This window comes from Arthrobacter sp. NPDC080082, assembly GCF_040686595.1.
GTDB lineage: Bacteria > Actinomycetota > Actinomycetes > Actinomycetales > Micrococcaceae > Arthrobacter.
Genome location: NZ_JBFBKQ010000001.1, coordinates 355016 through 372267, shown reverse-complemented (window position 1 = coordinate 372267; position 17252 = coordinate 355016). Strand labels below are relative to the sequence as shown.

The following is a 17252-nucleotide window of genomic DNA, read 5'->3' as shown; positions in this document are numbered from 1 at the left end:
CACACGCGGGTGCCGGCCTGTCTCCCCGGGCGGGCACCCCGGCTTTCGGAGGGGCCGCCGAACGCGGCTAGGCTGGAGGGGTGACCCAGACTCTGCTTTCCTCCCTGACCACCGCCGGCGTCGGCGGTCCCGCCGCCCGCTATGTGGAGGCCCGGACCGAGGCGGAGATCATCGACGCCGTCCGCACCGCCGACGCCGCGGGGGAGGAGGTGCTGATCCTCGGCGGCGGCTCGAACCTCCTGGTAGCCGACGGCGGGTTCGCCGGCACGGTGGTGAAGATCGCCTCGGAGGGGTTCACCGTCAACGCCGAGGACTCCTGCGGCGGCGTTGCCGTCGTGGTCCAGGCCGGTCACAACTGGGACGCCCTGGTGGAACACGCCGTCAGGCACGCCTGGTCGGGCATTGAGGCGCTCTCCGGCATCCCCGGCGCCACCGGCGGCACCCCGGTCCAGAACGTCGGCGCCTACGGGGCTGACGTGTCCCAGACCATCGCCGCGGTCCGCACCTGGGACCGGCAGCGGAACGCCGTGCAGACCTTCACCAATTCCGAACTGAAGTTCGGCTACCGCGACTCGATCCTGAAGCAGACCACCGTCGAGGGTTCGCCCCGCTACGTGGTCCTCACGGTCGAATTCCAGCTTCCGTTGGGACGCATGAGCGCCCCCATTCGCTACGCCGAGCTGGCCCGGGCCCTCGGAGTCGAGGTCGGCCAGCGGGCCTACTCCAACGATGTCCGCCGCGAGGTGTTGCGGCTGCGGGCCTCCAAGGGCATGGTCTGGGACGCCGAGGACCGCGATACATACTCCACCGGGTCATTCTTCACCAACCCGATCGTGCCGGCCGAGACCGCAGACCGGCTGCCGGCCGACGCGCCCCGGTTCCCCGCGGGCGCCGAAGGCATGGTCAAGCTTTCCGCGGCCTGGCTGATCGACCGGGCCGGCTTCGGCAAGGGCTTTGGCCTTGAACCGGACAGCGTGTCCGGCGGCCGGGCCTCCCTGTCCACGAAGCACACCCTCGCCATCACCAACCGCGGCGGCGCCAGCACCGATGATGTGCTGGCCATCGCCCGCGAGGTGCGCCGTGGCGTCGCCGACCGGTTCGGCATCGAGCTGCATCCCGAACCGCTGTTGATCGGCGTCGAACTCTAGCCCACGGGATCCGGGGCGGGTTCTTCCTGCCGTGCGCGGGTCTTCAGCGCCGACGCCGCCAGCGCGTGCGCCCAGCCCGCCAGCGCCATGGTGGGGTAATAGACGGCCGCGGAAAGTGTGCTGTCCCGTATCCCGCCGAAAGCATGGTTCAAGCCCAGCACCATGGCAGCGATGGATGCCGCCGTGCCCAGGGCGGTCAGCACCACCAGCACGTGGACCGAACGGGGATGCTCACGCCAGCCGCGCAGCAGCCTGATCTTCCCAGGCGCCGCAGCGACCGCCCGGCCTCCGGCCGAGAGCGAGGCGTACCCGCCGGCCAACCCCAAGATTCCCCAGATGAGATAGGGCTCCGGGTCGCGTCCGCCCGCCTCCTGGCCCAGGGCCCCCACCGTCGCGGCGGTTCCTGCTGCGACGGCAAGGGTGGCCAGCGACAGCCACAAGAGGCCGGCGCGTCCCACCCCGCCGAATAAACTCCCCACAGTCATCGGACCAGCCTACGGGGGGGCCGCGTCAGCAGCGGGCTAGTTGCGTCCCCGCCGCGGGACCACCTTGGTGAAGAGCATGAACGTGAAGCCGGAGGCGGCCGCACCCAGGAGGAACACCTGGCAGAAGGCCACGGACTGCACGCTCGGGCCGCTGCGCAGCATCAGCCCGGCGCACGCGAACGCCACCGCTCCGGCCAGCAGGGCCAGGGACCCCAGCAGCAGGCTCTGCACCGTGGCGGGGAACGCGGCGCCCGGGTCCAGCTCCAGGTCCCGGCGCTCCTGCTCCCTGGGGGTCCGCCGGGGCTGCAGGGTGGCGGCGGTCGCGAAGCTCACGACGGCGACGGCCATGGCGGCCACGGAGACCGTCTGGAACGTCGTCATCAGGGGGGAGAGGCGGGTGCCGCTGGCGATGGCGACGGCGAGTCCCGCGGCCATGCCCACCGCGCTGGCGGCCCAGCCCAGCAGGGCCAGCCTCCGGCACAGCGGCCGCAGCCGGGGCCACACGTCTCCCAATGTCATTGATCCAGTTTAAGGACTCCGGCTGGGCGGACGCTGGGAGGGCTCCGGGGGTTCCGCATGTTCCCGCAGGCGGACGGAGGGCGGCCCTAGGATGGTGCCATGAAACCCGCCGGTCCGCGCCTGACCCGTCCTCTGCTGGGGCGGCTCAGGCTCGTGTCGCAGGGACTGGTCGGGGCGGGCTTCGCGTCGGTTCCGGAGGCGGTGCGGACCATGACGGCGATGCAGGCCCAGGACCTGCCGGCCGCGCTCTGGGCCGTAGGCGTACGGGTCCCCGGGGCTGCGTTGGCCGACGTGCGCGGCGCCCTGGACCGCGGCGAGGTGGTCCGGTCCTGGCCGATGCGCGGCACTCTTCACCTGCTCGCTCCCGAGGACCTGGGCTGGATCCTGCAGATCACCTCCGGCCGGCTGCTCCGGAGCCTGGGCGCACGGCACCGGCAACTGGAGATCACCAGCGCGGACATCGACGCCGCCGCGGACGCCGCGCTGCAACGGGTAGCCGGGGGTGCCGCAATCAGCCGGGCTGAGCTGTTCGAGGCGTTTGATCAGGCGGGGCAATCCCCGGCCGGGCAGCGCGGCATCCACCTGCTCGCGGCCCTCTGCCAGCTGCGCCTGCTGGTCCTGGGGCCACTGGCGGGCAACCAGCAGCTGGTGGTCGCCTTCGATGACTGGATCACGGCGTCGCGGACCCTGGACCGGGCGGAGGGGACGGCCGAATGGCTGCTGCGCTACCTGCGCAGCCACGGCCCGGCCACGGAACGGGATTTCGCCTGGTGGTCCGGGATTCCGCTCACCGAGGCCCGCGTTGCGCTGGCGCAGAATAGGGACCAACTGGCGGAGCTGGAGTTCGAGGGGAACCGGTACTGGCTGGCCCCGGAAACCGCGGCGCTGCTGGCCGAGGGTGTGCCCGGCGGCCGCTCCGTGCTGGCCCTGCCGGGGTTCGATGAGTTCGTCCTCGGCTACACGGACCGGTCCGTCGTCCTCCCGGCCGACCATGCTGACAAGATCGTGCCGGGCGGCAACGGTGTCTTCAAGAAGACAATCGTGGCCGGCGGGCAGGTGGTCGGGACGTGGAGCGCCACGGCGAGTCGCGGCCGGAACCAAGGCGTCGACGTCGTCGCCGAACCCTTCGAGACCCGGGACGGACTGCGGCCCGCCGCCCGGCAATCGTTCGAGCTGCGGGCCGCGGAGTACCGGCAGTTCCTCGGGCCTTAGCCCCGGGCGTCAGAGGGTGCCGGTGGCGATCTTGAGCATGCGGCGCAGCGGTTCGGCCGCGCCCCAGAGAAGCTGGTCACCCACGGTAAAGGCGCTGATGTACTCGGGGCCCATCTCCAGCTTGCGGATCCGTCCCACCGGGATGTTCAGCGTGCCGGACGCCGCCACGGGGGTCAGATCAGCCATGGACGCTTCCTTGGTGTTGGGCACCACGGTGGCCCACTCGTTGTCCGCGTCCAGCAGCTTCTCGATCTCGGCGACGGAGAGATCCTCGCGGAGCTTCAGCGTCAGGGCCTGAGAGTGGGAGCGCATGGCGCCGATCCGGACACAGAGGCCGTCCATGATCACCCGGTCCGCGGCGGAGGTGCCGAGGATCTTGTTGGTCTCTACGCCGGCCTTCCACTCCTCCTTGGACTGGCCGTTGCCCAGGTCCGCATCGATCCACGGGATCAACGAGCCGGCCAGCGGCACGCCGAACTGGGTGGCGTCGATGTCGGTGCGCTGGTGGGCCAGGACCTTGCGGTCGATCTCGAGGATGGCCGACGCCGGGTCGTCCAGTTCCGTGCTGACCTCGGCGTTGAGCGTGCCGAACTGGCTGAGCAGTTCACGCATGTGCCGGGCGCCGCCGCCGGAGGCCGCCTGGTAGGTCATGGAGGTTCCCCACTCGACCAGTCCGTTGGTGAACAGGCCGCCCAGGCCCATGAGCATGCAGGAGACCGTGCAGTTTCCGCCGATGAAGTCCTTGACCCCGCCGTCCAGGCCGGCGTCGATGACGTCGCGGTTGATCGGGTCCAGGACGATGATCGAGTCTTCGCTCATCCGCAGGGTGGAGGCGGCGTCGATCCAAAGGCCGTTCCAGCCGCGGCTGCGCAGTTCGCCGTGGACCTGCTTGGTGTAGTCACCACCCTGGGCGGTGACGATGATCGGCAGCTTCGCGAGGGTCTCGACGTCGTAGGCGTCCTCCAGCTTCCCGGCCGCGCCGGACGCTGCACCGGCGATGTCCGGGGCTGCACCGCCCGCGTTGGAGGTGGAGAAGAAGACCGGGTTGATGGCGGCGAAGTCGCCCTCGTCCTGCATGCGCTGCATTAGGACGGAGCCGACCATGCCGCGCCATCCGACCAGTCCGACGGTCGGGGAAGCTGCTGTAGTCATTGGGCCAGTTTAGACTTCACGCCGCCGGAGCCGCAGTCGGTTACGCCACAGCCGGACGGTTGCGGCGTAACCGACTATTCGGCCGGCCGGGGCAGGTCACGGGCCTTGCGGAGCTTCTCGGCCTTGCGTTCCTTGATGAAGCCGGCCCAGCCGGCAAAGAGCGGAAACAGCACCAATACGTACATCCACCAGATCTCGCCCATGATGTGCCACTGGTCCGTCAGGGCCATCTGGACAACCGCGTAAAGCATCAGCCCGAACAGCGCCGTCATCAGCAGGGACAGGAACAACAGCCCACCGGAGGAGTTCACGGGCTTGATGACGCCGAGGCCGTCGTCCTTGCGGACCCCGTATTCCTCGTCGGTATAGGCGACGATCTCACCATTTTCGGCAAGGCGGTGCCTCACGGGTTCCTTCGGCGCAGGCGACGGCGTGTATCCCGGTTCCTGCGGGACATCCCGGCTACGCCTCGCCACGGGACTCCTCAATGCCGGCCAGCAGCCCGGCGTCGTCCAGCGGGGCGCTCTCTGCAACCTCGTCGGTGGCGAAGTCCGGAACGCCGGTGGCCCAGTCGCGGCCGTCGCGGCGGACCAGCAGGTGCTTCTCCTCCTGCAACGTCTTGAAGACCAGGTAGGCCGTGCCGCCCGGGTGTTCCTCGACGTGCTGGCGGAGCACCCGCAGGATGGCCTCCGCGGAGCCGATGGTGGGATCCTGCGCGAACGCAAACCAGGTCCCCAGGGCGCGAGGCTGCAGCATGAGGGCTACCTCCGGTGCTTCGATAAGCACCACGTTGTCCATGCTGTCCTCGGTCAGGAGGGACATCTCGGTCCAGCGCGTCGCATGGCCCATGGCCGTTGCGACGGCGGCGGCGACGCCCTTGACGCCGACCTGGTCGTCGTCAGAGACGACGGCCAGGTCCCGGGCCAGCAGGGAGGATGCGCCGGCCGTGTTCAGCGTGGAGTCCTCGACGAGTTCCTCGGCGCGGAAGACGCTGACGGAACGGTCACGGGAAGGTCCCTCGAAAACGTTGAGGAGGTAGGCGAGTTCCCCCACCCCGAAACCGATGACGTCGACGCCGAGGCGCGGTTCCTGGGTCGTTTCGTGCTGGACGGTCATCTAGGTCTCCTAATCTCCAAAGCCGAAGAACTTGGCCACGGACTTTCCTGCATTCTTGACGTTGTTGGCGGTGTCGCTGACAAACTTGCCGGGGTCCTTCACGGCATTGACCACACCCTCACCGATGTCCTTACCCACGCTGGTGATCGTGTCCCAGTTCTCGTAGACCGCGATCCCCACGCTGGCCACCTGGCAGACGGTGCCGGCGGGCGGGGGAAGGAAGCAGCCGACGCCGAGAAGGGCTTTGCCGGCGCTTGCCGCACCCCCCTTGATGTCGCCGTCGGCGAACTTGGCGACGGAGTCATACGTGTTGAAGCCGACGCCGGCCCATCCCAGGCCGCGGGCGATGCCGGACTTGCCGAGCCACTCCAGGCTCGTGCCCTTGCCGAGCCAGGGCTTCTCCGCGATGAAACCGCCGAGCTTGTCCAACGGCTTGACGAAGTTGTTGAGGTTCTTCAGCGACGCCGCGTCCGAAGCCTTGTCGATGACGTTGAGGGTGCGGCTGGCCTTGGAAGAATCCTTGAGCAGCCCTTCAAGGGTCTTGTTGCCCGCTGTGGTCTGCCAGAGGTTGCGGATCTCGAAGCCCGGGCCGCCGAGCCGGTGCCTGCCCATGGTGAAGAGGGCGTTCACCAGTTCGGCGCGCTGGTTCTTCAATACCCAGCCGTACTGCCCGACGGTCTTGGCCAAGGTGAGCGGGGTCTTGATATTCTTCTGGATTCCCATGAACGTCTTGAGTCCCGCGGCGCCGCCGGCGAGGATGCCGCCGGCCACAGCCCACGCCCCAGGGCCGGACCCGTGGCCGAGCGGACCCAGTGGTCCGCCGCCGGACCCGGCCTTGGCGTTACTGGCCTTCTCCTGCTCGTCGGCCTGCGTCAGAAGCTGCTTGGACTGCTGCTTGAGCGCCCGTGCGGTCTGCTGGATCAGGGCGCGGTGGCTGCCGTTCCACTCCGAGGTGAAGCGCGCGCTGTCCGCACCCTTCCACGACGTGTTGTTGTTGATCGCCGCCGTCAGGGCCGTCGACTGCTGCAGCAGCGTCTCCGAGGTTTGCCCGAAGCTTTGCGCCAGCATGCGCAGCTGAGCGACGTCGGCGCCCCACATGTTACCTGCCACGATGTACATCCCCCTCTGTCGGGCACCAGCCTACTGTGCCGCTGCCGCACTCCCACGTATTCCCCCGGCCGCTGTCCACCTCAGCGAGGGGACCCGTGAACCGGACCGCCCCAATCTAACCCGGTTGCCGGCAGGCCGCGATGGGGTGCTCTCCCCATCCGGGTCCGCCGGGCGAAAAGGGCGAAGGCGCCCGCTACTCGCCGTCGTCGGCCAGCAGGGCGCTCTTGCGCCGCCGCAGCGCGAACATGGCGCCGAAGGCGAACACCTGGGTGACAATCACGAGCACGATCGCCCCGGCAATCTTGTTGCCGCCCAGGATCATGGTCAGTCCCACGATCGCGGACAGCAGCGCCAGCAGCGGCAGCAACATGTAGCCCAGGACGAACAGGGTTTCGGGTTTACGCAGCATTATTTGGCCTCCGTACGGCGCCAGAGGGTGATCCGGTAGCGGGTGCCGTTGGCGGCGGTGAGCCAGCCGTCGGCCGGGTAATTGGTTTCCGCGCGCCACTCGTAGCCGAGCTCGGGGGCGAAGGTGTCGCCTTCGGCTGCGGTGTCGATGGTGGTGACGACGGCGACGTCGGCCAGGTCCAGGGCCTGCGCGTAGATCTCCCCGCCGCCAATCACCCAGACCATCTCCGGGCCGGGGGCGAACTGGGACTCCAGGAGCGCCTCATCGAGGGATGCCACGGCCAGGGCGCCCTCCGCCTCGGGGGTGTCGCCCCAGCCGTCCTGCCGGGTGATGACGATGTTGGCCCGGCCGGGCAGGGGGCGGAATTTGGCCGGGAAGGACTGCCAGGTCTTCCGGCCCATGATGACCGGGTGCCCCGCGGTGAGCCGGCTGAAGTGCCGCATGTCCTCGGGCAGCTCCCACGGCATGGTGCCGCCTTGGCCGATCACTCCGGTGCTGGTCTGCGCCCAGACCAGGCCCAGGCCGGTGAGGCTGCCGTGCAACTTGTCGGTGAAGCCGCCGGGCTCCGCGGGGGCAGCCGCCGAGTTGCCCTGCCGGGGATCGGTGCTCATACGGCGATCGGGGCCTTGATCGTGGGGTGGTGCCGGTAGCCGACCACCTCGAAGTCCTCAAGGGTGTAGTCGAAGATCGACGCCGGGGTGCGGGTGAGCTTCAGCGTCGGGTACTCGTACGGTTCGCGTTCCAGCTGGGTGCGGACTTGGTCCACGTGGTTGTCGTAGATGTGCACGTCCCCGCCGGTCCAGACGAATTCACCGGGTTCCAGCCCGGTCTGCTGGGCGACCATCAGGGTCAGCAGGGCGTAGGAGGCGATGTTGAACGGGACACCGAGGAAGAGGTCGGCCGAACGCTGGTATAGCTGGCAGGAGAGTTTGCCGTCGGCCACGTAGAACTGGAAGAACGCGTGGCAGGGCGGCAGCGCCATGTTCTTGAGCTCGGAGACGTTCCAGGCGGAGACGATGTGCCGGCGGGAGTCCGGGTTGCTCTTGAGGTTTTTGATGAGCTCGGCGATCTGGTCGATGTGCCCGCCGTCGGGCGTGGGCCAGGACCGCCACTGCACGCCGTAAACCGGGCCCAGCTCGCCGTCGGCGTCGGCCCATTCGTTCCAGATGGTGACGCCCTGCTCCTGCAGCCACTTCACGTTGCTGTCGCCGCGCAGAAACCAGAGCAGCTCGGCGGCGATCGACTTGAAGTGCACCCGCTTGGTGGTGATCAGCGGGAAGCTGTCGGCGAGGTCGAAGCGCAGCTGTCGGCCGAAGACGCTGCTGGTGCCGGTCCCCGTGCGGTCGGACTTGTGGGTGCCGTGCTCCAGGACGTCGCGAAGCAGGTCTTCGTAGGGCGTTGGGATGCTCACCCCACCAGTCTACTGACCGGAGTCCTGCGGCGGTGTCCGGCGGTCAATCCTAGTCGAAGGTGCCGGACAGCCGGCCCCGCACCAGCTCGAGGACTGCCGCATCGTCCAGATGGGCAGAACGGGCAGCGGCGATGAGGCGGTCGGCAGCCTGCTCCACCTCGACGCCGGCGCCTCCCGGGCTGGCCCCCGGTGGCAGTGAGGTTGCCACCGTCGTCCCCTTCCGGCGGCCCGTCTCGACCAGGCCGGCGTGCTCCAATTCCCGGTACGCCCGGGCGACCGTACCCGCGGCGATGCCCAGGTCCGCCGCCAGCCGCCGCACGGTCGGGAGGTGTGCCCCCGGCTCGAGTGCACCGGCGGAGATCAACGCCGCAATTTGCGCCCGGATTTGCTCGAACGGGGGAACTGCCGAGCGGAGATCGATGGAAAGTCCTGCGGTCATGCGGCCGGCTGTGGGGTGGGACGTACGAAACCTCGGTGCGGAAGACGGACGGGCACGATGGCGATGACGATGGCGGCAGCAACGAAGACGCCTCCCGCCAGGGATGCGGGCCACCACTCACCGACGGAGTACCCGAAAGGCACTCCGGTCCCGGCCGGCGCGAAGACCGCAGCCCATGCCGGGGTTTGGGTCATCAGCAAGGCGGCGGTCAACGCGGCGAGGAGCGACGACAGGGTCCTCACGGCCCGGTGCACGGTGACGGCCCGGAGCGCTGCGTCCGGCCCGTTGGGGACGCTTCGCCGGAACCGGGCGAGAAGTGCGACCGGCAGGGAGGCGGCCGCGCCGACAGCCGCCAGCCCCGCGATGGGCAGCCAGTCCGCCGCACCGCCGAGTGAACTCTGACCGATGGCCGTGATTGCCAAGGCCAGCAGGAATGCGACGAGCGCCAGGACTGCCGTGGTCAGCATCGCCGGGCCGACGGTCCGGCGTGGCTGGCTGCGGGGGACTCCGGCGTCGCCGTAGTTGTGCCGGAGCACCAGCTCCCCGGCGGCCAGGCCGGCCGATGAGGCAACCGCGGCGACGGTGGCGAAGACGGCCCAGCCCAGCTCGAAGGTTTCGGCAGCCGGACCGGAGAGGACGAATTCCCCCACCACCAGCGGCAACCCGGCAGCAGCGGCGTGGAGCGGTCCGAGCGAGGACAGCAATCGCGCCGCCGGATGCTGGCCGGATCGCAGCCCCTCAACCGGACGGTTATCGGGTCCGAGCAGCGACGCCGCCAGCGTGGGCGGCCGCCAGCAGAACATCACCAGCAACACCGCCATGCCGGCCAGTCCGGCCGGATTGACCCACCCCGTGGAAACGGCGGCCGGATCCGGGTGTGTCGCGTAGTTGCCCGCGATGACGCCCAGGCCCGCGGCGATGGTGGCGACGGTTCTGAGCAGGCGGTTCATGGCGATGCTGCGCAGCGTCGCATTGTCCGCGGCGTCGAGGGCCTCCAGCTGACGGCGGCCGGCGATGAGAAGGAGCACCAGCACAGTGCCGCCGGCCAGGACCACCAGGGCCGCGCCGAGCCAGGCGGCCAGTTCCACTCCGGGGATGCGCCCGTCGCGGCCCCCCAGGAGCAGGGGGACGGATCCGTCGTTCACGGTGACGGCCGGGACGGCGTCGAAGCCGGCAGCATCGCGACGACGGCGATCAACGCGCCGGCCGCTACGAAAATCCCGCCCGTCACCAGCGCCAGGCGGCGCGGCAGGAAATCCCGGATCCGCCGAACGGAGAGCACCGTCCGCCGTCGCGCCTGCTGGGGCCCGGGGTAGCTGAGCTGGCCCACCGCGAGGCAGCCCAGGACCGGCCAGGCCAGGGCTAGAACGACGGCCTCTGTAACCCTGGGATAGGGCGCCGCCGAGGGATTGGCCGGGATGATGCCAAGGTTCATCGCGCCCTGAAGCGAGCTGGCAACCCAGCCGATGATCCCCACCCAGAGCGCATGATTGGACAGCGATGCGGCCGACGTTCCGGTGGCGGGATCGTGGCTCACCCAACGGAGCACGATGTACACCACCATGGCGCCCAGCGAGAGCCCCACCACCAGCATCGATGGCACGTACAGAAGGCCCGGCATAAGATCCCCCAATGATCCGCCTAGTTTGTATCAAGCAGTTGATACAAACTAGCTGGGCGGGGAACCGGGGTCAAGGACCTAGTCGTCGAACGGGCGGAACTGCTCCACGGCGATGACCTTGCCCTTGGCCCGCGAGACGTGGCAGACCACGAGTTCGCCCGGCGCAAGATACGGATCCGACTCCGGCAGCAGGGCGCGGAGCCGGGAGTTCATGTGCTTGCCCAGCTGCGCGAACACGGTGGGGAGCGCCGGGCGGTGCGTGCACAGCGCCACCGGCCGTTCCTTGTCGAACAGGCCCTCCACCACGTTGGCAGTCTTGTGCGGGCTGCGGCTGTGCAGGTGTTCGGTGAGCGAATCGTGCAGCTTGACCTTGGCCTCCACGGCCTTGGCGTAGGGCGCGACGGTGGCGACGCAGCGCAGCCACGGGCTGGTGACCACCCGGGAAGGGCGCCACGCCTGCAACAGCCGGCCCACGGCCTGGGCCTGGCGGGTCCCGGTGGCGGCCAGCGGACGGTCGCCCTCAGCCTTGGACCAGGAGGAGCGGGGCTTGGCCTTGGCGTGTCGGATCACCACAAGGGGCCAGGTCTCCAGCTCGTGCCGCTCGTGGGCTGCCACCAGGGCGTCCAGCGGGGCGCGGTCGGAGGGATTGGTGAGCAGGCGGGCGGCCTTCTCCGGCGCGCACCAGAGGACACTGTCCACTTCCTTGCCGTCCGGGTGCAGGGGAGCGCCGTCGACGTCGACCGCCCAGTAGTGCACCACCTTCAGCCCGGCGTTGACCCGGTAGTGGATCGGCGGCAGGGGGATGCCCAGCGGCGCCCGCAGGCCGATTTCCTCGGAGACCTCCCGCGCCGCGCACTCGGGAACCGTTTCGCCCGGATCCAGTTTTCCCTTGGGCCAGGACCAGTCGTCGTAGCGGGGCCGGTGGATCAGCAGGACCTCCAGCTTGTCCTTCTTTACCCGCCAGGGCAGGGCCCCGGCGGCGACGACGGCGATCGTTTCGCCGGCATGCTCGGTCTGGTCGGCTGCCAGCGCGTCGCTGTTCACTACCGGCGGCCCTAGCGCAGGCTCGCCGGGCGCTGCCGGGAACGGGACGCGAGCAGCCAGGACTGGACGTCCTGGAGTTCGGTGCCGTCCTCGGCGAGGTGGTGGCGGGACCACTCACCGCTGCGGTCCAGGTGCCAGCTTGCCGTCGCGGGATCCATGTACCGGCGGAGCATGTCCAGCACGTAGGTGACGTCGTCGCTGCTGGAGAGCTGGACAAGGGCCTCGACCCGGCGGTCCAGGTTGCGGTGCATCATGTCCGCGGAGCCGATGTAGACCACGGGGTCCCCGGCGTTGGCGAAGGCGAAGACGCGCGAGTGTTCCAGGAACCGGCCCAAAATGGAGCGGACCGTGATGTTCTCGCTCAGGCCCGGCACGCCCGGCCGCAGCGAGCAGATGCCGCGGACGATCACGTCCACCTTCACGCCGGCCTGCGAGGCCCGGTAGAGGGAGTCGATGATGGCCTCGTCGACCATGGAGTTGACCTTGATCTGCACCCGGGAGGCGATGCCGGCCCGGGCGTTGCGGATCTCGGTTTCAATCCGGTCAATCAGGCCGGACCGGACGGACCGCGGCGCCACGAGCAGCCGCTTGAACGTGGACTTGGGAGCGTAGCCGGAGAGCTGATTGAACAGCCGGGACAGGTCCTCCCCCACCTGCTCGTTGGCGGTCAGCAGGCCCAGGTCCTCGTAGTAGCGGGCGGTGCGGGGGTGGTAGTTGCCAGTGCCGATGTGGCAGTAGCGGCGCAGCCCGTCCACTTCCTGGCGCACGACCAGGGAGAGCTTGCAGTGGGTTTTCAGGCCCACGATGCCGTACACCACGTGCACGCCGGCCTGCTCGAGCTTCCGGGCCCAGGAGATGTTGGCCTGCTCATCGAAGCGGGCCTTGATCTCCACCAGGGCCAGGACCTGCTTGCCCGCCTCGGCGGCGTCGATCAGGGCGTCGACGATCGGCGAGTCACCGGAGGTGCGGTACAGGGTCTGCTTGATGGCCTGGACCTTGGGGTCCGCGGCGGCCTGCTCCAGGAACGCCTGGACCGAGGTGGAGAACGAGTCGTACGGGTGGTGCAGCAGGATGTCCCGGCGGCGCATCGCCGCGAAGACGTTGGCCGCCTTCGAGGTCTCGGACTCGTTCAGGTAGCGGGAGGTGTGCGGGACGTGCTTGGGGTAGTGCAGGTCCGCCCGGTCGATCCCGGCGACGACGGAGAGGCCGCGCAGGTCCAGCGGCGCGGGCACGGAGTACACCTCGGATTCCTCGACGCCCAGCTCACGGATCAGCAGCGCCCGAATGTTGGGGTTGATGTCGTTGGTGAGTTCCAGCCGGACGGGCGGGCCGAAGCGGCGGCGCAGCAGTTCCTTTTCCAGCGCCTGCAGCAGGTTCTCGGCGTCGTCCTCTTCGACCTCGACGTCCTCGTTGCGGGTCACGCGGAAGGTGTGGTGCTCCAGCACCTCCATGCCGGCGAACAGCTGGTCCAGGTGGACGGCGATGACTTCCTCGAGTGCGATGAAACGGGCCACCCGGCCGGGCACGGACCCGGCGCGCGGGCCATCGATGGAGATCAGTCGCGGCAGCTGGTCGGGGACCTTGACGCGGGCGAAGAGTTCCTTGTCGCTGACCGGGTTGCGGACCACGACGGCGAGGTTCAGGGAGAGCCCGGAAATGTAGGGGAACGGGTGCGCGGGGTCCACGGCCAGCGGCGTCAGGATCGGGAAGACCTTCTCGGCGAACATGGCGCTGAGCTGGTCCTTGGCCTGGTCGTCCAGCTCGTCCCAGTGCATCAGGTGGATGTGCTCGTAGGCCAGGGCCGGGCGGATCTGCTCGGCCCAGACCCGGGCGTGGCGCTGCTGCAGGCGGTGCGCCTCCTCGCCGATCTGTTCCAGGACCTGCATGGGGCTCAGCCCTGCGGGGGACGGCACGGCGAGTCCGGTGGCGATGCGGCGCTTGAGGCCGGCCACCCGGACCATGAAGAACTCGTCCAGGTTGGAGGCGAAGATGGACAGGAAGCTGACCCGCTCCAGCAGGTGCAGGTTCGGATCCTCGGCCAGTTCCAGGACGCGGGCGTTGAAGGCCAGCCAGCTCAGCTCGCGGTCCAGGAAACGGTCCGGGCTGATGTCGCCCTCGGGTTCGAGGTTCGGGGCGAACTCCGGGATGTCGATCCGGTCCTGGGTGGCGCGCGAGGCGGGAACTTCGGAGGAGCCGAACCGTGCCCGCGCCGGCCGGGAGGAGGTGTTCTGCGTTCCGGCTTTAGACGTGGCCGTCCCGGCGTGTTCCCGTTGCATGGTCTCTCCTAATGCTGGCGCGATGTAGCTTCAACCTTACAAGGATTCGCACCCCGGTGAGCCCGTTTGATGCCGGACCCGGAGGCCGTGGTGGGACCTAGCCGGCGGGCCGCGGCGCGTACATGACGTCCATGTCCCAGCGGGTGAAGCCGAGCCGGCGGTAGAGCGCGACGGCGGGGATATTGTCCCCGTCGACGTACAGCATCACCGCGTGCAGGCCCTGACGCTGGAGGTGGCGGATCCCGGCGACGGTGAGGGCCTTGCCCAGCCCGGTGCCCTGGGCCTCCGGGGCGACGCCGACGACGTAGACCTCGCCGATCGCGGGGTGGTCGCCGTGCCGGGGGTGGATCTTGGTCCAGTGGAAGCCCAGCAGCCGTCCCGAGGCATCTTCGGCGAGCAGGAATCCCTCGGGGCTGAACCAGTCCTCGGCCATCCGGGCGTCCAGGTCGGCCCGGGTCATGGCGCCCTGTTCGGGGTGGTGGACGAACGCGGCACGGTTCACCGCCAGCCAGGCCTCCTCGTCCCGTCCTGGCTCGAAGCTGCGGAGGGTCACGCCCTCCGGCAGCGGCACATCGGGCAAATCCGAGGCTGCCGTGGCCAGCCGCATCTTCCACAGTTCCCGGACCGGGACGTACCCGTACCGGGCGGCAAGGTCCGCCGCGGCCTCGTGGTTGCCGTGCGACCACGCCTTCAGGCCATCGAAGCCGCGGACGCGCTGCAGTTCACTGACCAGACGGTCCGCGACGCCCTGGTTGCGGTAGCTGGGGTGCACCGCCACCTCCAGCACCGCGCCGCCGTCCGGTTCCCCGATCACGACGGCGACGCCGGCCAGGTCGTTGCCGTGCGGACCGGCGGGAGCGGCGGCACTCTGGGGGGCGGCGTCGGCGTCCGTCGCCTTGCCGGAATAGTCGGGGGAGTAGAGCGCCAGGGTCATCACCGAATGCGGGCCGGCGTCCGCGGCGCGCAGTGTGACCAGCGTCTGCTCGGACAGGGGCGGGTTGCCGTCGGATTCCTCCGCGGCGGCCACCAGCGTCCTGACATCGCGCAGCAGCTGCTCGTCGACAGCTCCCTGCAGGGTGAGTACGGGCCAGTTTTCCGGGTGCGCGGGACTCATGGTGCAAGGCTATACGTCCGCGGGCCCGGGGAGGGGGTATCGGCCGGATTTGATGCTTCGCCGCCGGATGCGTATAGTCGGTAACTCATCCGGCGCAGGGATTGATCGATGAGATCGCTGTTTCGGAATCTGAGGGGGATCCACCAGTGGGGTGGCCTCGATACGTTCGACCCGTATGTCCTCCACAAAAGCGCCGTAGGGCGCATAAGAAAGGCCCCGGACCTGATGGTCCGGGGCCTTTATGTTTTCCGCTTACTGCGATTTGCGGTTTGTGTCGGTATGTCTCCGCCGCGCCGCCGGGGCTACGCCTCGGAGAGTTCCTCATCCGGCTGCCGGGCCAGGGTGAGCCGGTAGCCGACGTTGCGTACGGTGCTGATCAGGTTTTCGTGGTCCGCGCCGAGCTTGGCGCGCAGGCGCCGGACGTGCACATCGACGGTGCGGGTGCCGCCGTAGTAGTCGTAGCCCCAGACCTCGGTGAGCAGCTGCTGGCGGGTGAACACGCGTCCGGGGTGCTGGGCCAGGTACTTCAGCAGTTCGAATTCCTTGAACGTCAGGTTCAGCACGGCGCCGTTGACCCGGGCGGTGTAGCTGGCCTCGTCAATCACAACGCCGGCCGCGCGGATCTCGGTGGGGGTGTCGTCCTGGTCCGGCATGGCGCGGGCGATGCCGAGCCGGATCCTGGCCTCCACCTCGGCCGGTCCGGCGGACTCGAGCAGGATGTCGTCGACGGCCCACGCGGAGGAGACGGCGGCCATGCCGCCCTCGGTGAGGATCAGCATGAGCGGGGCGCTGAGGCCCGTGGCCTTCAGGAGCTGGGTCAGGGAGCGGGCGCCCACCAGGTCCTTGCGCGCGTCGAGCAGGACGATGTCGCACGGGTCGGTCTCGAGCAGTGCCGTGGGCTCCGCCGGCAGGATGTGGACCCGGTGGTTGAGCAACTCAAGCGCAGGCAGGACGTCCACCGATGAGCCGGTGCTGTTCGTCAATAACAGGATGTGCGACATGGTTCCTCCAAGGGGTGTCCGCGCATCGTTGGGCGTTTGTGCCGGGCTTTCACCGGCCGGTACTGGACTCCCGGTCCGGGCTCCGGTGTGCGGAGCCCTGCTTGAAGTCTGGTGCGGCCCTGGGTGGGGCCGGCCGGGGGAGCGTAGCTGAGGCTCTGAGTATACCCAAACGCCTTCCCGCGGGCACGGTTTAGCGGCTTGCCGCGTCCGCTGCTGCGACACAAAACGTTCATATAGGGCAGGATTGACCGGAGAACCGCCGCGGGAAGAACCGCAGTCCACAGAGCAGCCAACACGGCAGTCACTAGAGCCGCACGGGGGAGAACCGCATTGGGAAGAAGCGCATGAAGTCCTGGAGCGTCGGTGTTATCGGCATGGCCGGGCTCGCCGCGATCGTCGCCGGAGCCTACTCCACCCCGGAGGTCCTGCTGGCCGTAGCCGTGCTGACCGCCGCCCTCGTGGGCTTCGGCTGGCCGTACTTCCTGGGTATCCCGGCCAAAAAGACCCTCGCCGCGCTGATCGGGCTGCCGGGGATCGGCTCCGCGGTGGCCGCAACCTACCTGCCGGGTCCGGCCTTCCTGGCCTGGACCCCGGCCTTCGTCGCCGCTGGGGTGATGGCGGTGTTCGTCATGCAGCTGATCCGCGGCACCGGCCAGGCCCAGCGGCTCGAATCCACCCTCGGATCCTGCGCCGGGGTCCTGCTTTCCTGCCTTGGCGCCGGCTGGATCGCTTGCTCCCGGTTCAACGGGGTCAAGGAGATGCTGCTCATCGCCGCCATCAGCGCGGCGATCGCGCTCGCGGCCGGCCTGATCCGCTGGCCGGACCGGGTGGTGGCGCCCCTGGGCATCGTCGGGGCCGGGCTGGCCGGCCCGCTGGCGGGCCTGGCGATCTCGAACATCGCCGTGGTGCCCGGGGCGCTGGTCGGAATAGTGGTCGGCGCCGTGCTGGTCAGCTTCCGCCGCCTCGTGATCATCCGCGGCGAAACCCTGAACCTCGCGGCGGTCCTCGGAATGGGGCTGGGACCGGTCTCCGCCGTCGGATCCCTGGCCTACTTCATCGATAAACTCCTCATCTACTAACGCGTTAGGATGTCATCATGTCCGTACTTGCATTTGAAATCTTCTTCCTTGTCCTGCTTGCCGTGGCCGGCCTGTCCATGGCCTGGTTCGCCGGTTTCGTGGTCTACCGCCTCTTC

General features: G+C 69.1%; 19 protein-coding genes. 3 read left to right on the top strand and 16 right to left on the bottom strand.

Annotation, left to right across the window (positions count from 1 at the left end; all coding sequences use genetic code 11):
* Nucleotides 1-80 precede the first annotated feature (80 nt).
* Nucleotides 81-1148: a UDP-N-acetylmuramate dehydrogenase gene (locus tag AB0O44_RS01725; protein ID WP_364133453.1), complete on the top strand. Its 1068-nt coding sequence runs from the start codon at nt 81-83 to the stop codon at nt 1146-1148.
* Here the strand turns inward: AB0O44_RS01725 and AB0O44_RS01720 are convergent.
* Together AB0O44_RS01720 and AB0O44_RS01715 are read right to left on the bottom strand one after the other, a co-directional pair.
* Nucleotides 1145-1633, bottom strand: a complete 489-nt coding sequence (locus AB0O44_RS01720) for a hypothetical protein (RefSeq protein WP_364133450.1) — start codon at nt 1631-1633, stop codon at nt 1145-1147. The two genes, AB0O44_RS01725 and AB0O44_RS01720, sit on opposite strands and share 4 nt — an antisense overlap.
* Before the next feature lie 36 nt (nt 1634-1669).
* Entirely contained in the window at nt 1670-2152 is a 483-nt protein-coding gene (locus tag AB0O44_RS01715) for a hypothetical protein (RefSeq protein WP_364133447.1), read from the bottom strand.
* 99 nt (nt 2153-2251) lie between these two features.
* On the opposite strand from AB0O44_RS01715, the gene AB0O44_RS01710 reads away from it, so the two are divergent.
* The gene (locus tag AB0O44_RS01710) at nt 2252-3364 is read left to right on the top strand and encodes a winged helix DNA-binding domain-containing protein (RefSeq protein ID WP_364133444.1); all 1113 of its coding nucleotides are present in this window, start codon (nt 2252-2254) and stop codon (nt 3362-3364) included.
* A gap of 9 nt (nt 3365-3373) precedes the next feature.
* Here AB0O44_RS01710 and asd read toward each other — a convergent pair whose 3' ends face one another.
* The 14 genes from asd to AB0O44_RS01640 all read right to left on the bottom strand — a co-directional run bounded on the left by asd (nt 3374) and on the right by AB0O44_RS01640 (nt 16057).
* Nucleotides 3374-4516 (bottom strand): aspartate-semialdehyde dehydrogenase, encoded by a 1143-nt coding sequence (gene asd / locus AB0O44_RS01705; RefSeq protein ID WP_364133441.1) that lies wholly within the window; start codon nt 4514-4516, stop codon nt 3374-3376.
* Nucleotides 4517-4590: 74 nt separating this feature from the next.
* Nucleotides 4591-4923: a hypothetical protein gene (locus AB0O44_RS01700; protein WP_290255973.1), complete on the bottom strand. Its 333-nt coding sequence runs from the start codon at nt 4921-4923 to the stop codon at nt 4591-4593.
* Nucleotides 4924-4978: 55 nt separating this feature from the next.
* Complete coding sequence (locus tag AB0O44_RS01695; protein WP_364133437.1) at nt 4979-5632, bottom strand: hypothetical protein; 654 nt, start codon at nt 5630-5632, stop codon at nt 4979-4981.
* Nucleotides 5633-5641: 9 nt separating this feature from the next.
* Entirely contained in the window at nt 5642-6742 is a 1101-nt protein-coding gene (locus AB0O44_RS01690) for a WXG100 family type VII secretion target (RefSeq protein ID WP_364133435.1), read from the bottom strand.
* 193 nt (nt 6743-6935) lie between these two features.
* Nucleotides 6936-7151 (bottom strand): NF038396 family protein, encoded by a 216-nt coding sequence (locus AB0O44_RS01685; protein ID WP_290255970.1) that lies wholly within the window; start codon nt 7149-7151, stop codon nt 6936-6938.
* On the bottom strand, nt 7151-7762 hold the full coding sequence (locus AB0O44_RS01680) for a dihydrofolate reductase (RefSeq protein ID WP_364133432.1): 612 nt from the start codon (nt 7760-7762) through the stop codon (nt 7151-7153). The genes AB0O44_RS01685 and AB0O44_RS01680 overlap by 1 nt, the downstream gene beginning before the upstream one ends.
* The gene (locus AB0O44_RS01675; protein WP_364133429.1) at nt 7759-8562 is read right to left on the bottom strand and encodes a thymidylate synthase; all 804 of its coding nucleotides are present in this window, start codon (nt 8560-8562) and stop codon (nt 7759-7761) included. The genes AB0O44_RS01680 and AB0O44_RS01675 overlap by 4 nt, the downstream gene beginning before the upstream one ends.
* A gap of 49 nt (nt 8563-8611) precedes the next feature.
* Entirely contained in the window at nt 8612-9001 is a 390-nt protein-coding gene (locus AB0O44_RS01670) for a GntR family transcriptional regulator (protein ID WP_364133426.1), read from the bottom strand.
* The gene (locus AB0O44_RS01665) at nt 8998-10146 is read right to left on the bottom strand and encodes a hypothetical protein (protein WP_364133423.1); all 1149 of its coding nucleotides are present in this window, start codon (nt 10144-10146) and stop codon (nt 8998-9000) included. The genes AB0O44_RS01670 and AB0O44_RS01665 overlap by 4 nt, the downstream gene beginning before the upstream one ends.
* Nucleotides 10143-10622: a hypothetical protein gene (locus tag AB0O44_RS01660; protein ID WP_364133420.1), complete on the bottom strand. Its 480-nt coding sequence runs from the start codon at nt 10620-10622 to the stop codon at nt 10143-10145. Before AB0O44_RS01660 ends, AB0O44_RS01665 begins: the two co-directional genes overlap by 4 nt.
* A gap of 78 nt (nt 10623-10700) precedes the next feature.
* Nucleotides 10701-11666, bottom strand: coding sequence for an NUDIX hydrolase (locus AB0O44_RS01655; protein WP_364133417.1), 966 nt, complete (start codon nt 11664-11666; stop codon nt 10701-10703).
* A gap of 11 nt (nt 11667-11677) precedes the next feature.
* Nucleotides 11678-13942 (bottom strand): RNA degradosome polyphosphate kinase, encoded by a 2265-nt coding sequence (locus AB0O44_RS01650; protein WP_364133415.1) that lies wholly within the window; start codon nt 13940-13942, stop codon nt 11678-11680.
* Nucleotides 13943-14039: 97 nt separating this feature from the next.
* Nucleotides 14040-15056 carry a mycothiol synthase gene (gene mshD, locus AB0O44_RS01645; RefSeq protein ID WP_364133412.1) on the bottom strand — a complete coding sequence of 339 codons (1017 nt, stop codon included), beginning with the start codon at nt 15054-15056 and terminating at the stop codon, nt 14040-14042.
* A 302-nt stretch (nt 15057-15358) separates the two neighbouring features.
* The gene (locus AB0O44_RS01640; protein ID WP_290255962.1) at nt 15359-16057 is read right to left on the bottom strand and encodes a response regulator transcription factor; all 699 of its coding nucleotides are present in this window, start codon (nt 16055-16057) and stop codon (nt 15359-15361) included.
* Between the two features lie 344 nt (nt 16058-16401).
* Here AB0O44_RS01640 and AB0O44_RS01635 point away from each other — a divergent pair, with 344 nt between their 5' ends.
* Complete coding sequence (locus AB0O44_RS01635) at nt 16402-17136, top strand: permease (protein ID WP_364133409.1); 735 nt, start codon at nt 16402-16404, stop codon at nt 17134-17136.
* The last annotated feature ends 116 nt before the right edge of the window (nt 17137-17252 follow it).

Excerpts from the sequence above, each read along its gene's own strand:
- AB0O44_RS01650 (WP_364133415.1), bottom strand. The coding sequence starts at position 13,942 with ATGCAACGGGAACACGCCGGGACGGCCACGTCTAAAGCCGGAACGCAG.
- AB0O44_RS01715 (WP_364133447.1), bottom strand. The coding sequence starts at position 2,152 with ATGACATTGGGAGACGTGTGGCCCCGGCTGCGGCCGCTGTGCCGGAGG.
- AB0O44_RS01695 (WP_364133437.1), bottom strand. The coding sequence starts at position 5,632 with ATGACCGTCCAGCACGAAACGACCCAGGAACCGCGCCTCGGCGTCGAC.
- AB0O44_RS01635 (WP_364133409.1), top strand. The coding sequence starts at position 16,402 with ATGAAGTCCTGGAGCGTCGGTGTTATCGGCATGGCCGGGCTCGCCGCG.
- AB0O44_RS01640 (WP_290255962.1), bottom strand. The coding sequence starts at position 16,057 with ATGTCGCACATCCTGTTATTGACGAACAGCACCGGCTCATCGGTGGAC.
- AB0O44_RS01710 (WP_364133444.1), top strand. The coding sequence starts at position 2,252 with ATGAAACCCGCCGGTCCGCGCCTGACCCGTCCTCTGCTGGGGCGGCTC.
- AB0O44_RS01670 (WP_364133426.1), bottom strand. The coding sequence starts at position 9,001 with ATGACCGCAGGACTTTCCATCGATCTCCGCTCGGCAGTTCCCCCGTTC.
- mshD (WP_364133412.1), bottom strand. The coding sequence starts at position 15,056 with ATGAGTCCCGCGCACCCGGAAAACTGGCCCGTACTCACCCTGCAGGGA.
- asd (WP_364133441.1), bottom strand. The coding sequence starts at position 4,516 with ATGACTACAGCAGCTTCCCCGACCGTCGGACTGGTCGGATGGCGCGGC.
- AB0O44_RS01685 (WP_290255970.1), bottom strand. The coding sequence starts at position 7,151 with ATGCTGCGTAAACCCGAAACCCTGTTCGTCCTGGGCTACATGTTGCTG.
- AB0O44_RS01680 (WP_364133432.1), bottom strand. The coding sequence starts at position 7,762 with ATGAGCACCGATCCCCGGCAGGGCAACTCGGCGGCTGCCCCCGCGGAG.
- AB0O44_RS01720 (WP_364133450.1), bottom strand. The coding sequence starts at position 1,633 with ATGACTGTGGGGAGTTTATTCGGCGGGGTGGGACGCGCCGGCCTCTTG.
- AB0O44_RS01660 (WP_364133420.1), bottom strand. The coding sequence starts at position 10,622 with ATGCCGGGCCTTCTGTACGTGCCATCGATGCTGGTGGTGGGGCTCTCG.